This window comes from Acidovorax sp. LjRoot118 (assembly GCF_964253575.1).
GTDB lineage: Bacteria > Pseudomonadota > Gammaproteobacteria > Burkholderiales > Burkholderiaceae_C > Acidovorax.
This window is the reverse complement of record NZ_CAXURB020000001.1, coordinates 2,651,680-2,665,455: the sequence shown is the minus strand read 5'-3', so window position 1 is coordinate 2,665,455 and position 13,776 is coordinate 2,651,680. Positions and strand designations below refer to the sequence as shown.

Here is a 13,776-nt window from a genome sequence, read left to right as displayed (position 1 = left end):
TTGGAAGGTGGGAGCCCGCGTGTACTTCTCGCTGGCCAGGAGTAGCGCTGACGGGGACGAGCCACCAGGGTTCGTGATCACAACCAAACCAGGGATGCTGTTGGAAGGGAGATTGGTTTCCGCGCGCATTCAGCGCGCTGGTTTCGCGCCGATGGTCAGGGCGCGCAAGAAGCCTCGTCGCTGTTGGCCATGAGTCCGTGAAACGCCTTCAACGGAGCTTCCATGAAACTGCTCGTTTACTCGGACCTGCACCTGGACCTGTGTCCCTTCAAGCTGCAGCTGGACCCGGACTTTCTCAAAACCGTCGACGTGGTCGTGCTGGCAGGTGACATCACCGAAGGCACGGGCGGGCTTCGCTGGGCGCGTGAGACCTTCCCGGACCAACCTATCATCTACGTGGACGGCAACCATGAGTTCTACAGCCAGCATTGGGACAAGCACATCGACGTGATGCGCAAGCTGGCCCGGGATCACGAAGTTCACTACCTGGAGAACGATACCGTTTTGATCGGCGGTGTACGGTTTCTGGGGTGCACGCTCTGGACGGACTACGCACTGCATGGCGCCGATGAAAAGCTGATGGCGATGAGCACGGCGCGCCAGCGCATGAGCGACTATCCGCAAATCAAGATCACTCGGCCGCCGGAGATGTACTGGCAGCAGCGCAAACACCGTCTGTTTCCGGCGATGGCTGCGCGCCGGCACGATGCGAGCCGGCAGTGGCTGGAGGGGCAACTGGGCCTGGGTGATCCGGAGAACACGGTGGTGGTCACCCACCATGCGCCGCATCCCCGATCGATTCCGGATGAGTTCGAGGGGCACCCGCTGTCACCTTGCTACGCGAGCGACCTGGACGCGCTGATGGGAAAAGCCGGCACCTGGATCCATGGGCACATCCATGACAGCCTGGACTACGAGGTGCGGGGGACCCGAATCGTCACCAATCCCCGCGGGTACAAGCTCATCGGGGGTGGCATGCAGAACCCGAAGTTCCGGGCGGACTTCTGTGTGAATGTGGGCTGAATGGAAGCTGCCGTGCCTTTGCAAGCACGCGGGGTAGCCAACCATCGATGGTTTGCATGCCGGCGCCGCGCGGGCATTTTTGGAGGATCAACGACATGAGCATCAAGCCAATCATCGCCCTGGATGCGGATGGTGTGCTTCTTGACTATGGCCTGGCCTATGCCTCGGTCTGGGAGCGGGCATTTGGCCAGCGGCCCGTCGAGCGGGACAAGGATGCGTATTTCCCGTATCACCGCTGGGCGGTAGAGTTCCTGGAGGGTGAACGACTGGCGACATTGCAAGCCTGCATGGACGAGCAGTTCTGGTCTTGTGTGCCTCCTTTGGAACACGCTGTCGATGCCTGCCATCGGCTCCATGATGCGGGCTACGAGCTGGTCTGCGTTTCGGCTCTGGCCCCGCAGTTCGAAACGGCCCGCCTGAGGAATCTGCGGGAAACGGGGTTTCCGATCGAGCGCGTGATCGCCACGGGACTCGCTGCAGGGGAACGCAGCCCAAAGGCCGATGCGATTGAACAACTTGGGCCAGTGGTGTTCGTTGATGACTTCCTGCCGTACTTTCGTGGGATCGCTCCGGGCGTCCATCGCGCACTGATCTGCCGCGGTCCGAACGGAACCCCCAACGTCGGACCGGAGCTCGATCAGATCCACTCCTCGCACGCTGATCTGTGGGCGTTCAGCGAGTGGATGCGCACGCAGATTTTGAATGTGCGGTGAGCACGTCAAGCGGCACCCATGTTCGGCTGGCCAGCAGTTGGGGAAACACGACGATTTCAATCCTGTGGACTCCCACCTGCGGGCCCAGTATCCAGCCCGCGAGGCCTCGACCCCGCGATTGGCTGGAATAGTCTTCAGGGGACTTGAGACGAAGGGGGCGGCTTCCTCACATCTCCCCTGCACCAATCACTGGACCGACTGGATCACGTAGTCCTTGCCCTCCTGAACGAACTCGACTTCGACGCGCTTGCCCTCGGTGAGCTTGTTCAGCAGCGCGCTTTCCTTGACCTTGAAGCCCATGGTCATGGAAGGCCAGTTGAGGCTGGCCACCGGCTCGTGGGCCAACGTCACGCGGCCCGCCTTGGCATCCACCTTTTTGACGATGGCCTTGGTTTTGTGGACGGCCTGGGCTCCCGCTGCCGGCTTCTTGCCCATGTCCATACCCTTCATGTCGTCCATCTTTTTCTGAGCCAATGCAGCGGCCCCTGGCAGTGCGATGGCAATAGCGAGGCCGGTGGTGGTGATGATTCGCTTCATGGTGATCTCCGTTTTCAGAGTGGTTGTGGAATTGGTTGGGGTGATGGGAGTGCCGCGCGACCCTTGCGCGCGCGGCGCATGAGCAGGTAGGCGGCGGGGACAACGAACATGGACAGCAATGGGGCGGTGATCATTCCGCCGACCATGGGCGCGGCGATGCGTTGCATCACTTCCGATCCGGTACCCGTTCCCCACATGATGGGCAGAAGACCCGCCAGAATCACCGCGACCGTCATGGCCTTGGGGCGAACCCGCAGCACGGCGCCCTCGCGGAGGGCATCCAGCAGGTCCGCAGGTTCGGTCCGTTGCTGGTCGATGCGGTCCTGCCAAGCGTGCTTGAGGTACAGCAGCATGATCACGCCGAACTCAGCCGAGACCCCGGCCAGCGCAATGAAGCCCACCGCGCCAGCGACAGAGAGGTTGTAGCCCAGCAGATACAGCAGCCAGATACCCCCCACCAGGGCGAATGGCAGCGTGGCCATGATGAGTAGCGCTTCCCCGATGCTCCGGAAGGTCAGGTACAGCAGCACGAAGATGATTAGCAGCGTGAATGGCAGCACGACCTTCAGCTTGGCCGTGGCGCGTTCCAGGAACTCGAACTGGCCGGACCAGGAAACCGAGTAGCCCGAGGGCAGCTGAACCTCCTGCGCCACGGCCTGTTGCATGTCCTGCACGGCCGAGCGCAGGTCCCGGCCACGGATGTCCACGTAGACCCAGCCCGACAGCCGGGCGTTTTCACTTCGGAGCATGGGCGGGCCATCGGAGATGCGCACGTCTGCCACATCGGACAGCACAAGGCGTGCGCCCTGGGGGCTGACGATAGGCAGGCTGCGCAGCTTCTGCAAAGAGTCGCGTGTTTCCCGGGGATAGCGGACGTTGATGGGAAAGCGCTGCAGTCCTTCGACCGTCTCGCCGATGTTCTCGCCGCCCACGGCCGAGGCAATGACCGACTGCACGTCAGCAATGTTCAGCCCAAACCGGGATGCCGCGTCGCGGCGGATGTTCACGTCCACGTAGCGTCCGCCCGTGAGCCGCTCGGCCAGGGCGCTGGAGACGCCCGGCACGCCTTTGAGCACCTTCTCGATCTGTGTCGTGATGCGGTCGATTTCTGCCAGGTCCGTTCCGGCGACTTTGACCCCCACCGGGCTCTTGATCCCGGTGGCCAGCATGTCGATGCGGTTGCGGATCGGTGGTACCCAGATGTTGGCCAGGCCCGGCACCTTGACGATGCGGTCGAGTTCTTCCACCAGCTTGTCCTGCGTCATGCCAGCTCGCCACTGCTCGCGTGGCTTGAACTGGATCGTGGTCTCGAACATCTCCATCGGCGCGGGGTCGGTGGCGGTCTCGGCGCGGCCGGCCTTGCCATAGACGCTCGCCACTTCGGGCACCGTCTTGATCAGCCGGTCGGTCTGCTGCAGGAGTTCGGAGGCCTTGCCTGCCGACAAGCCCGGCAAGGCCGTGGGCATGTACAGCAAGTCCCCCTCGTCGAGCCTTGGCATGAACTCGCCTCCGATGTGCTGCAGCGGCCACAGGCTGATGACCAGTACAGCGGCAGCGATCGCCAGCGTGAGCTTGGGCGCACGCAGCACCCCATTGAGCAGGGGCTGGTAGATGGCGATCAGAAGGCGATTGAGCGGGTTGGCCCGTTCCTGGGGTATGCGCCCCCGGATGAGATAGCCCATCAACACCGGGATGAGCGTCACCGACAGGGCCGCCGCGGCCGCCATGGCGTAGGTCTTGGTAAATGCCAGCGGGGCGAACAACCTGCCTTCTTGCGCTTCCAGCGTGAAAACGGGGATGAAGGACAGCGTGATGATCAACAGGGAGAAGAACAAGGCGGGGCCCACTTCGGCCGCCGAGTCTCCGATCACGCGCCAGCGCTCCTCACCTTCGAGTCTCTCGTCGGGATGCGCGTGCGCCCAGTGCTCCAGGTGCTTGTGGGCGTTTTCGATCATGACCACCGCGGCATCGACCATGGCGCCGATGGCGATGGCGATACCGCCCAGCGACATGATGTTGGCGTTGACCCCCTGATAGTTCATGACGATGAACGCGGCCAGGATCCCCAGCGGCAGCGAGATGATGGCCACGAATGCCGAGCGCAGGTGGAACAAGAAGAGCAGGCACACGGCGGCTACGACCAGGAACTCCTCGAGCAGCTTGAACGAGAGATTCTTCACGGCGCGCTCGATCAGGCTGGAGCGGTCGTACACCGGGATGATTTCCACGCCTTTGGGCAGGCTGGCCTGCAGGGACTTGAGCTTGGCCTTGACCGCCTCGATGGTCTCCAGCGCGTTCTTGCCCGATCGCATGACGATGATGCCGCCCGTGGCCTCGCCTTCACCGTCCAGTTCGCCGATGCCGCGGCGCATCTCCGGGCCCAACTGGATGCGCGCCACGTCGCCCAGGCGCACGGAGACGCCCGCCGGCGTGGTCATGAGCGGTATCTGCCGGAAATCATCCAGCGACTGCAGGTAGCCCGAAGCGCGCACCATGTACTCGGCTTCACCCAGTTCCAACACCGAGCCGCCGGCTTCCTGGTTCGCCCTTTGCACCGCTTCGGTGATGCGCGTGTGGGGGATGGCATAGGCGGCCAGCTTGTCGGGATCCAGCACGATCTGGTACTGGCGCACCATGCCCCCCACGGAGGCAACTTCCGCGACGTTGGGAACGGTCTTGAGCTCGTACTTCAGGAACCAGTCTTGCAGGGCCCGCAACTGGCCCAGGTCCATGGTGCCGCTGCGGTCGATCAAGGCGTATTGGTAGATCCACCCCACGCCGGTGGCATCGGGGCCGAGCGAGGCCTTGGCTGCGGTCGGCAGCCTGGACTGCACCTGGTTGAGGTACTCCAGCACGCGCGAACGCGCCCAATAGGGGTCCGTGCCGTCCTCGAACAGCACATACACGAACGAGTCCCCAAAGAACGAATAGCCACGCACGGTCTTCGCCCCCGGTACCGACAGCATCGTCGTGGTCAGCGGATAGGTGACCTGGTTCTCGACAATGCGCGGCGCCTGGCCCGGATAGGCGGTGCGGATGATGACCTGCACGTCCGACAGATCGGGCAGCGCGTCCAGTGGTGTCCTGAGCAAGGCGTGAACGCCCCAGGCGCCGACGACCAGAGTGGCCAGCAGTACCAGGAAGCGATTGGCGATGGACCAGCGGATCAGCCGGGCGATCACTTTTTGACTCCTGGCGAGGGCGCCGGCATCGGGGATACCCGCGTGAGCTGGGGCATCCCCTCCTTGTCCATGAAGAATTCAATCGTGACGTGATCGCCTTTCCCCAGGTTGCGCGGAAGCGCGTTCGGTGGCGGTGGTTTGAACTCCATGGTCATCGGCCCCCACTGGATGGACGGAATGGGCCCATGCGACAGCAGGATGGAATCCTTGTCGATGGCCACGATCTGTGCCTCGCCCTCATGGCGCGGCGCTGCGACGCCAGCGCCCTGTGCAGGCGCTTCGTTCAGGCGGGCTTCCACCCCTTTGAGGCTGGCCTCGGAGTCGATCAGAAACTGCGAGGACACCACCACACGCTGGCCAGCCTGCAGGCCGCTCTTGATCGCGGTCTGGCCGCCGAACTCGACACCGGCCTGGACCTCCACTGGCCTGAACCTGCCGTTGTCCTCGGCAACCATCACCACCGCGCGCTTGCCGGTCTGGATCACGGCTTCGGTCGGGATCAGTAGTGCGCGTTCTCTCTGCTCGTCCATGAACTGCATCGAGACGAACATGCCGGGCACCAGCCGCAAGCCGGGGTTGGCCAGCTCCAAACGGGCCTTGAGGGTCCGCGTACTGGCATTGACGTCAGGCAGGATGGCCTGGACCCGGCCTTCGAACGTGACGCCGGGCACCGCGGGGCTTTGGGCCCGCGCCATCGCCCCCGGCCGCACCAGCGCCGCCTGGCTTTCTGGAACCTCGGCATTGGCCCAGACGGTGGACAGACCGTTGATCCGAAACAGCGGCGCCCCGGCTATGACGGTCATCCCCTCGCGTGCCGACAGTTCCACTACCACGCCAGCAATGGGCGAGAAGATCGTGGTGCGGGCCTGTGCCTTGCCGGTGCGCTCCACCAGCGCGATCTGCGCGTCGTTCATGCCGACCAGTCGCATGCGCTGGCGTGCCCCATCGATGAGGCCTGCGAGGTCGCTGCCGGGCATGCGCTTGAGGGACAGGAACTCCTCTTGCGCAGCGACCCATTCGGGCACGAAGAGTTCGGCCAGGGGCTGCCCCTTGGCGACCCGGTCCAGCGTGGCGCGCACATGCAGCCGTTCGACATAGCCGGTGGCGCGGGCCTGCACTGTGGCCTGGTCACGCTCGTTGAAGGCAATGCTGCCGACGGCATTCACCTGCGGCGCCAACTTGCCCTCGGAGACGATGGCGGTTCGAACTCCCAGGTTCTGCTGGATGCGAGGGCTGACGGTGACCTTACCCTGGTCGGCATCGCCGTCCGCATACACGGGCACCAGCATCATGTCCATGAAGGGGGACTTCGCGGGCTTGTCGAACTTGTTGCCCGGCACCATGGGGTCGTGGTAGTAGAGGATCCTGCGTCCGTTGGCCGGGTCGGTCTGTCCGGCCTGGATGCCCGCTGCCATGTGGCGCCGGGTGGCGTCCTCGCCTTCGGCAATGCTCTGGGGCACAGCCCCTGGTGCCGCGGGCACGGCGGCCTCCGTAACCGCATCGGTGGTACTGGGCGCGTTCGTGCCGGAGGCGGCCATGCTGGCGCCGCGCCGCATCCCTATTTCAAAGGCGGCATAGCCGCCGGCGACGACGGCCAGCACCAGGGTGGAGGCCACGAGGATGTGGGAGTTTTTCATGGCTTTTCCTGGCGAGATTTGGGGAGGCTGTCGCTGGGTGACAGGAAATTCAACTGCGCCCAGCTCTTGGCGGTCTCCATTTCGACGGCGAGCGCCTGCATGCGGGCGTCGATCTCATCGCGGCGTGCAGCCAGGGCAGCAGCCAAGTCCACCTTGCCCGTGCGGTATGCCGTCAGAGCCGCCTGTGCGCGCTGTTCGGCCAGGGGAATGAGCTGGTCCTGATGGCGATGGACACGGCTTTTGCCGGTTTGCCAGTCGTTGAGCAGACTGCGCACCTCGGCCTCGTGGCTGCGGAGCATGTCCTCGTACTTGGCGCGCGCTTCATCGACCATGGACAGCTTGGCGGCGAGCTCCCGGTTCTGGCGATTGGCCCTGTCCCATTGCAAGGGAATCGAGACACCGACGGAGAGCATGTTCGAGTAGGCAGTGCCGCGCTGGCTGTACATCACCTCGACGCTCCAGTCGGATCGTCGGTTGGCGTCGGCCAGCCGCGACTCGGTCTGGGCGGCATCCACCTGCGCCTTGAGCACGAGCAGATCGGGGTGGAGCGGGATGTGCTCCTGCAGCCTGCCGTCTTCAAGCCGGCTCGTCTGCCAGGCCGGTGCCTCGGTGGCCGGCCGCTCGGCGTCCGGGCCGACCCATCTGGCGAGGACCAGGGCGGCGTTTCGTTGCTGCCTGTCCACCGTGCTCAACCGGTCTTCCAGCAGGACGAGGGCCGACCGCGCTGCAAACACGTCGGCCTGGCTGCTTCGTCCAATACCAAAGCCGGACTCGATCGCCTGAACCTGGAGCCTGGTTTCCTCGATCTGTCGCAGCACCAGGTCCCGCATCCGCTGGGTGTAGTAGCGCTCAATCCATGCGAGGGCGGTGTCCCGCTGGAGGTTGGCCAGGCTCATCTGGCCTTGCGCGACGGAGAGATCGGCTTCGCGCTCGAAACGCTCGGTGCGCAGTTGGCGCTTTTGCGCGCCGGGCAGCTCCTGCATCACGCCGATACGCCGCATGGTCATGAAGTCGCGCGACAGGCTCAGCCGGTCCGCTCCGTTCAGCGGGAGGTTGTCCAAGCCGAACTTGAGGACGGGGTCCGGCAACTGGCCCGCAGCGATGGCCATGTTCCGCGATGCAGCCGTCGAGGCTCGGCTGGCCACCAGTTGTTGCGAGCGTGCGGCAGCCAGGGCCAGTGCTTCGCGCAGCGAGAGGGGTTCATCGGGCGTACCGGCCCAGGCGGGCACGCTCAAGGCTGCCGCCATGGCAGCAGTGGCCCACCAGCGGGCCGAAATCAAACAAGACATGTCATCTCCAGACAGCGAAGAACAAGCTGCCGGGCACTCGAAGTGCCTCAGGCAACGCTCAGACGGTCTGGGATGTCAAATGCGAAAGCAGCAGAGCTGCACGGCCAAAGGTGGGGCCGTTGTGCGCTTCAGGAGCGGCGCCTGCGCGGGGGCACCCTCTGGCAGGTGCGGCGCAATGAAGGGGGTATAGGCAATGTCCGCCAGGGCGGCGGAAGCCATCGCAGGCAACTCGTACTTGTCGGCTGTTTGCTGGCTTGCCTGGCAGTGCGCCTGGCACAGATGGGGCTGCTCGTCGTCCATGCGCAGCGACATGGTTTCGGCGCACGGCATCCCAGCTTCGGCCATGGCCGCGACTTCGGCGACCCGGGAAGACTGCGCACCCGGGCAGGAGTAGCTTGCCACTGCCAGCTGCATGAACAGCAGGCTGACCAGTGCAAAAAGCACTGTGATCAGGCGGGTGCGGCGGTTGCGAGGCATGGGGATGAGTGTAGTGGACTCCCTGGCGCGAAAGAAGTTCTATGCACGCCCGTGAGGGCGGGTGCCCTCATGGTTCATTACCAGCTTGGATGACGGACCTGGCAAAGGATGGTGTCAGGGCGCGGGTACTGCCGCAACTGGTGCACCGACACGGCGCAGTGCCCAGCTTGGATGCTTCTGGGAGCGTTCCAGGTCAGCCAGCACTTCATCGCGGGTCGCGGCCTTGCCCTTGACCGGTACGGGAGCTCCAAAGCGGTGGTACTGCCACAGGCCGTCCTTCTTGGACTGATCCATCTCCGCCAGGACCTGATCACGCGATTTGCCCGCTTGCGCGTGTTCAGGGTGCGTCGTGTATCCCATCTCGGTGGTCGCAGGATGGATCACGCTGCTGGCCATGGCTGGGGCCACTGCCGCAGCAAGCGACAAGGCGGTCAGGAAGGTGCGAACTGTCATGTGTATCTCCTTGGGTTTGAATGCACGTGCCCCGGAAACTGCACCAACGTCTGGCCAGCCGACGAGTCACGTGTGACAGTTTGCTGACCGTATGCCAACAGCTTGCGCACCGCAGGATTACAAGTTTGTTATGTTGCCGCGCCTGGCTGTGTGATCGATTCGACACTGCCGGGCATTGCATCCGCCGGCGCTCCAAAGTGGCCGTTCCGCCTGGGATGCCACTACAATTTTCCGGATGCACTCCCGCACCCGTCTGCTTGTTTTCCTCTTGGTACTGTTGCCGCTGCAACTGTGCTGGGCGGCGGTGGGCGCGTACTGCAACGATGAAGGACCGGGCTCCTTGCCTCCTGTGGCAATGCATTGCTGCGAGCACGCCCAGCTGCGGGACGGAGCAATCGATGAATCCACCCGAGCTGGCGATGCAGCGCCCAGCGTGGACTGTGGTTCCTGCCATCTGCAGGGCACCGAAGCCGTTCAGGCGCAACGCGATCTACTGCCGGCCTTTCCCCTATGGCGCTTTCACACCGACACGCGCGGGTGGCCGTCTTCAGAGTCCGCCAGTCGCCCCGAACGCCCGCAGTGGCCCGCCCTGGCCTGACCAGGGCATCGGTCACCACCGTCTCCGATCCCCGCCAAGCGTGCCAGCACAGCGTGTGCTGGCCTCATTTGCATGCCTTCGGGATCTTTCCATGTCCTCCACTGTCGGGCCGAATGGCTCTGGAATCTACACACGCAGTTGTGCCTTGATCGGTGCCTCCTGCCAGAACCGTTGTTCAAGGAGGTGTCGATGAGCCGACCCTCGGTGCTGCTCCTGATCGCCTGGCTGCTGGCTGTGTCCGCCACCGGCAGTGCGTTGTTCATCGGCGAAGTCATGGGCATGGCTCCTTGCGTCTTGTGCTGGTACCAGCGCATTGCCATGTTCCCGCTGGCCTTGCTTCTTGGAATGGCCTTTTACAGCGACGACCGCCGGGGCGCTGTCTATGCCTTGCCTCTGGCGCTGGCGGGTGCGGTCGTGGCTGGTTACCACAGCCTCTTGGCGGCAGGCCTGGTGCCCAAGGCTTGGGTCCCCTGCGGCGCCGGCGTGTCGTGCGCCGATCAGAAGCTCGACATCCTCTACGGCATTGAGTTGCCCTGGCTTTCACTGGCGGCGTTCATTGCCATCGCCGTCTCGCTCTCCCTCTATCTGCGAAAAACAGACAAATGAAACACCGAAAACTCATCATCTTCCTCGTGCTGGGCATGGCCTCTGTGGCCTTCCTTGTCGGCGTGAATCTGTACCAGAGCCGCGTGCAAAGTGCACAGGAGCTGCAGGTGGCAGGACAAGCCGAACGCCTGGTCCGCATGCATTCACCCGTGATCGGGCCCCGTGAGGCACCCGTGACCATCGTCGAGTTCTTCGATCCCGCCTGCGAGACCTGCCGCGCCTTTTATCCGGTGGTGAAGGAACTGATGCAGCAGTACCCCACCGAAGTGCGGCTGGTCATCCGTTATGCGCCTTTCCACCAGGGCTCGGAGCAGGTGGTCAAGCTACTGGAATCGGCCCGGCGGCAGGACAAGTACCTGGCCGTGCTGGAAGCGGTGCTGGCCGCACAGCCGCAGTGGGCGGACCATGGAAACCCCAACCTGGAGTTGGCCTACAAGGCGGCTGAACAGGCGGGGCTGGACATGCAACGGGCGCGGGCGGACATCGCAGCCCCTGCATTGGACGCCGTGGTGCTACAGGACGTGCAGGACCTGACCGCCCTCAAGGTCGAGAAGACGCCGACCTTCTTTGTCAACGGGCGCCCGCTGCCCAGCTTTGGCCACAAACAGCTGGCCGACCTAGTGGCACAAGAGGTCTCCAAAACCAAGAAATGAAAGCGGGACATTCAGTAAGCGCTCCGCAATCCCACCGGTGGACTTGGCGCGCGCTGACGAACGCTCAGTGGGAATGCGCATGCTCCTTGGTTTCTGAGCGGCTTGGCTTGGCGGCTGGCTCCACCCGTGTACCGCGAAGCAGACGCAGTCCGTTGGCTACCACCAGCAAGCTCGCTCCCATGTCCGCGAAGACCGCCATCCACATGGTGGCAGTGCCAACGACCGCCATCACCAAGAAGACGCTCTTGATGCCCAGTGCCAGGGTGATGTTCTGCCAGAGAATGGCGTGGGTGCGCTTGGATAGACGCACTGTCTCGGCGACGCGCTGAAGGTCATCGTTCATGATGACCACATCGGCTGCTTCCATGGCCGTGTCAGTTCCCGCTGCACCCATGGCAAAACCGATGTCGGCCTGCGCCAGCGCCGGCGCATCGTTGATGCCGTCGCCGGTCATGCCGGTAGCGCCATAGCGCTTTTGCATTTCCTTGATGGCATCAAGCTTGGCTTCGGGCAGCAGATCTCCACGGGCGTCATCAATGCCGGCCTGCGCCGCGATGGCTTTTGCGGTGGCCGTGTTGTCACCCGTCAGCATCACCGACGTCACTCCCAGCGCCTTGAGGTCGACGATGGCCTGCCTCGACGTCTCGCGAATGGTGTCCGCTACCGCAAACAGCGCCAGGACGCGCGATTCGTCCGCCAGGAGGGTGACCGTGCGGCCTTGTTTTTCATGGGTGGCCAGCTCCGCCTCCAACTCCGGACCGCACAGTCCTTGCTCATGGATCAGACGGTGATTGCCCAGTATCAAGCGCACACCATTGACCATGCCTTCGACGCCGCGCCCAGGCAAGGCCTTGAAGCTTTCTGCTTCTGGGCCCTTTACGTCCAAGCCCTGGACAATCGCCTTGGAAACCGGGTGGTCGGAACGAGCCGCCAGGCTGGCAGCCATCTGCTGGACTGCTGCCTCATCACCGGCACCCCACACCTGCCACTTCACCAGCTTGGGCTTGCCTTCGGTGATGGTGCCGGTCTTGTCGAGCGCCACCGCCTTCAGGAGCCGGGCATCTTCCAGATAGGTGCCGCCCTTGATCAGAATCCCGCGGCGCGCTCCTGCGGCCAATCCGCTGACCACCGTGACCGGCGTGGAAATGACCAGAGCGCATGGGCAGGCGATCACCAGCAGGACCAGGGCCTTGTAGAGCGCCTCCAGCCAGGTAAGTCCCATCAGGAAAGGAGTGAGGACCGCCACCGCCACGGCAATGGCGAAGACTGCGGGGGTGTAGATGGAGGCGAACCGATCCACAAAGCGCTGCGTCGGAGCGCGCGTGCCCTGCGCCTGCTCAACGGCTTGGATGATCCTGGCCAGGGTGGTGTTGCTCGACAAGGCTGTGACCTCGAACTCCAGCTCACCAGTCTCGTTGATCGTGCCGGCGAACACCTGGTCGCCAGGTGCCTTGTCCACGGGGATGCTCTCGCCAGTCACGGGGGCCTGGTTGATGGCGCCATTGCCCTTGGTCACCTTACCGTCCAGCGGCACGCGTTCGCCCGGCTTGATGCGCACGGTCGCTCCGATGGCCACCGAAGCCACCGGTGTAGCGGTCCATGCTCCGTTGGTGCCCAGTACCAAAGCCTCTTCGGGCGCCAGTTCCAGCAAGCCCTTGATAGCGTTTCGGGCCCGGTCCACCGCCTTGGCCTCGATCAACTCGGCAATCGCGTACAGGGCCATCACCATGGCGGCCTCCGGCCACTGGCCGATGAGGAAGGCTCCTGTGACGGCCACCGACATCAGCGCATTGATGTTCAGCTTGCCGCGCAGCAGCGCTGCAAGGCCTTTCTTGTAGGTGTCGATCCCGGCAAGCCAGATAGCCAGCGCGGCGATGGCCATGCCCGCCACCTTCCAGGCCATTTGATCGGGAGCAAAGAACGAGAGGACCTCAGCCCCCGTGGCGAACACCAGCGCGGCTACCAGTCGGGAGATGCCGCCTGCAAAACCATGTCCATGGTCGTCGCCTTCGGCTGGTTCGCCCGCCTGTCCGCCCTCGGAGCCATTGGCGCCGGCCACTGGCTGCGGATCGAAGCCCGCTTTGCGGATTGCGTCGAGGGCCAGCGGGTAGGTGCCTTCGTCGGCATCGATCTTCAGCGTCCGCGCACCGAGCTGAAAGCCCAGAGAGCGAATCCCATCCAGAGGCTCCAGCGCTCGGCGAATCTCCGCCTCCTCGGCGCTGCAGTCCATGGTCGCAATGCGAAACACCCGGCCCTGGCTACCCTGGGTGTTTGCCGCAGCGACCACCGGCTGTGGATCGAAGCCCGCCTTGCGGATGGCATCGAGCGCCAGGGGCAAGGCGCGATCCTCCGCATCGATCTTCAGCGTGCGCGCGCCCAGCTGGAAGCCCAAAGAGCGGATTCCCTCCACAGGTTCCAGCGCCCGCCGGATCTCCGACTCCTCAGCGCTGCAGTCCATGGTGGCGATTCGGAACAGCTTGCCTTGGCCCGGGCTGCTTGCGGCTGCAGGGGCCGCTGCTGCGGGACTGGAACAGCCCGAGGAGCAGCAGGTGTCAACAACGCTGGGAGGAGTGCTGGTTTCTGATTTCATGGCCTAATTGGAAACCCT

General features: G+C 64.1%; 11 protein-coding genes. 4 read left to right on the top strand and 7 right to left on the bottom strand.

Annotated elements, in window-relative coordinates; all coding sequences use genetic code 11:
• Positions 1–222: 222 nt before the first annotated feature.
• Together ACSQ9E_RS12455 and ACSQ9E_RS12450 are read left to right on the top strand one after the other, a co-directional pair.
• Positions 223–1,023 carry a metallophosphoesterase gene (locus ACSQ9E_RS12455; RefSeq protein ID WP_436217956.1) on the top strand — a complete coding sequence of 267 codons (801 nt, stop codon included), beginning with the start codon at positions 223–225 and terminating at the stop codon, positions 1,021–1,023.
• 95 nt (positions 1,024–1,118) lie between these two features.
• Entirely contained in the window at positions 1,119–1,736 is a 618-nt protein-coding gene (locus ACSQ9E_RS12450; RefSeq protein WP_436217955.1) for an HAD family hydrolase, read from the top strand.
• Between the two features lie 186 nt (positions 1,737–1,922).
• On the opposite strand, the gene ACSQ9E_RS12445 is transcribed toward ACSQ9E_RS12450, so the two are convergent.
• The 6 genes from ACSQ9E_RS12445 to ACSQ9E_RS12420 form a co-directional block, all read right to left on the bottom strand.
• Complete coding sequence (locus ACSQ9E_RS12445; protein ID WP_436217954.1) at positions 1,923–2,273, bottom strand: copper-binding protein; 351 nt, start codon at positions 2,271–2,273, stop codon at positions 1,923–1,925.
• 14 nt (positions 2,274–2,287) lie between these two features.
• Entirely contained in the window at positions 2,288–5,455 is a 3,168-nt protein-coding gene (locus tag ACSQ9E_RS12440) for an efflux RND transporter permease subunit (protein WP_436217953.1), read from the bottom strand.
• A complete protein-coding gene (locus ACSQ9E_RS12435; RefSeq protein WP_436217952.1) occupies positions 5,452–7,092 on the bottom strand; it encodes an efflux RND transporter periplasmic adaptor subunit in 1,641 nt (546 codons plus the stop codon). The genes ACSQ9E_RS12440 and ACSQ9E_RS12435 overlap by 4 nt, the downstream gene beginning before the upstream one ends.
• The gene (locus ACSQ9E_RS12430; RefSeq protein WP_436217951.1) at positions 7,089–8,381 is read right to left on the bottom strand and encodes a TolC family protein; all 1,293 of its coding nucleotides are present in this window, start codon (positions 8,379–8,381) and stop codon (positions 7,089–7,091) included. Before ACSQ9E_RS12430 ends, ACSQ9E_RS12435 begins: the two co-directional genes overlap by 4 nt.
• Before the next feature lie 75 nt (positions 8,382–8,456).
• Positions 8,457–8,858, bottom strand: a complete 402-nt coding sequence (locus ACSQ9E_RS12425) for a hypothetical protein (RefSeq protein ID WP_057267499.1) — start codon at positions 8,856–8,858, stop codon at positions 8,457–8,459.
• 114 nt (positions 8,859–8,972) lie between these two features.
• Positions 8,973–9,311, bottom strand: a complete 339-nt coding sequence (locus tag ACSQ9E_RS12420; protein ID WP_057267500.1) for a DUF4148 domain-containing protein — start codon at positions 9,309–9,311, stop codon at positions 8,973–8,975.
• An 802-nt stretch (positions 9,312–10,113) separates the two neighbouring features.
• Between ACSQ9E_RS12420 and ACSQ9E_RS12415 the strand changes: the two genes are divergently transcribed.
• Positions 10,114–10,515, top strand: a complete 402-nt coding sequence (locus ACSQ9E_RS12415) for a disulfide bond formation protein B (RefSeq protein ID WP_233194846.1) — start codon at positions 10,114–10,116, stop codon at positions 10,513–10,515.
• Complete coding sequence (locus ACSQ9E_RS12410; RefSeq protein WP_057267501.1) at positions 10,512–11,168, top strand: DsbA family protein; 657 nt, start codon at positions 10,512–10,514, stop codon at positions 11,166–11,168. Before ACSQ9E_RS12415 ends, ACSQ9E_RS12410 begins: the two co-directional genes overlap by 4 nt.
• A gap of 64 nt (positions 11,169–11,232) precedes the next feature.
• Here ACSQ9E_RS12410 and ACSQ9E_RS12405 read toward each other — a convergent pair whose 3' ends face one another.
• Positions 11,233–13,758 carry a heavy metal translocating P-type ATPase gene (locus ACSQ9E_RS12405; protein WP_255361080.1) on the bottom strand — a complete coding sequence of 842 codons (2,526 nt, stop codon included), beginning with the start codon at positions 13,756–13,758 and terminating at the stop codon, positions 11,233–11,235.
• Positions 13,759–13,776 lie beyond the last annotated feature (18 nt).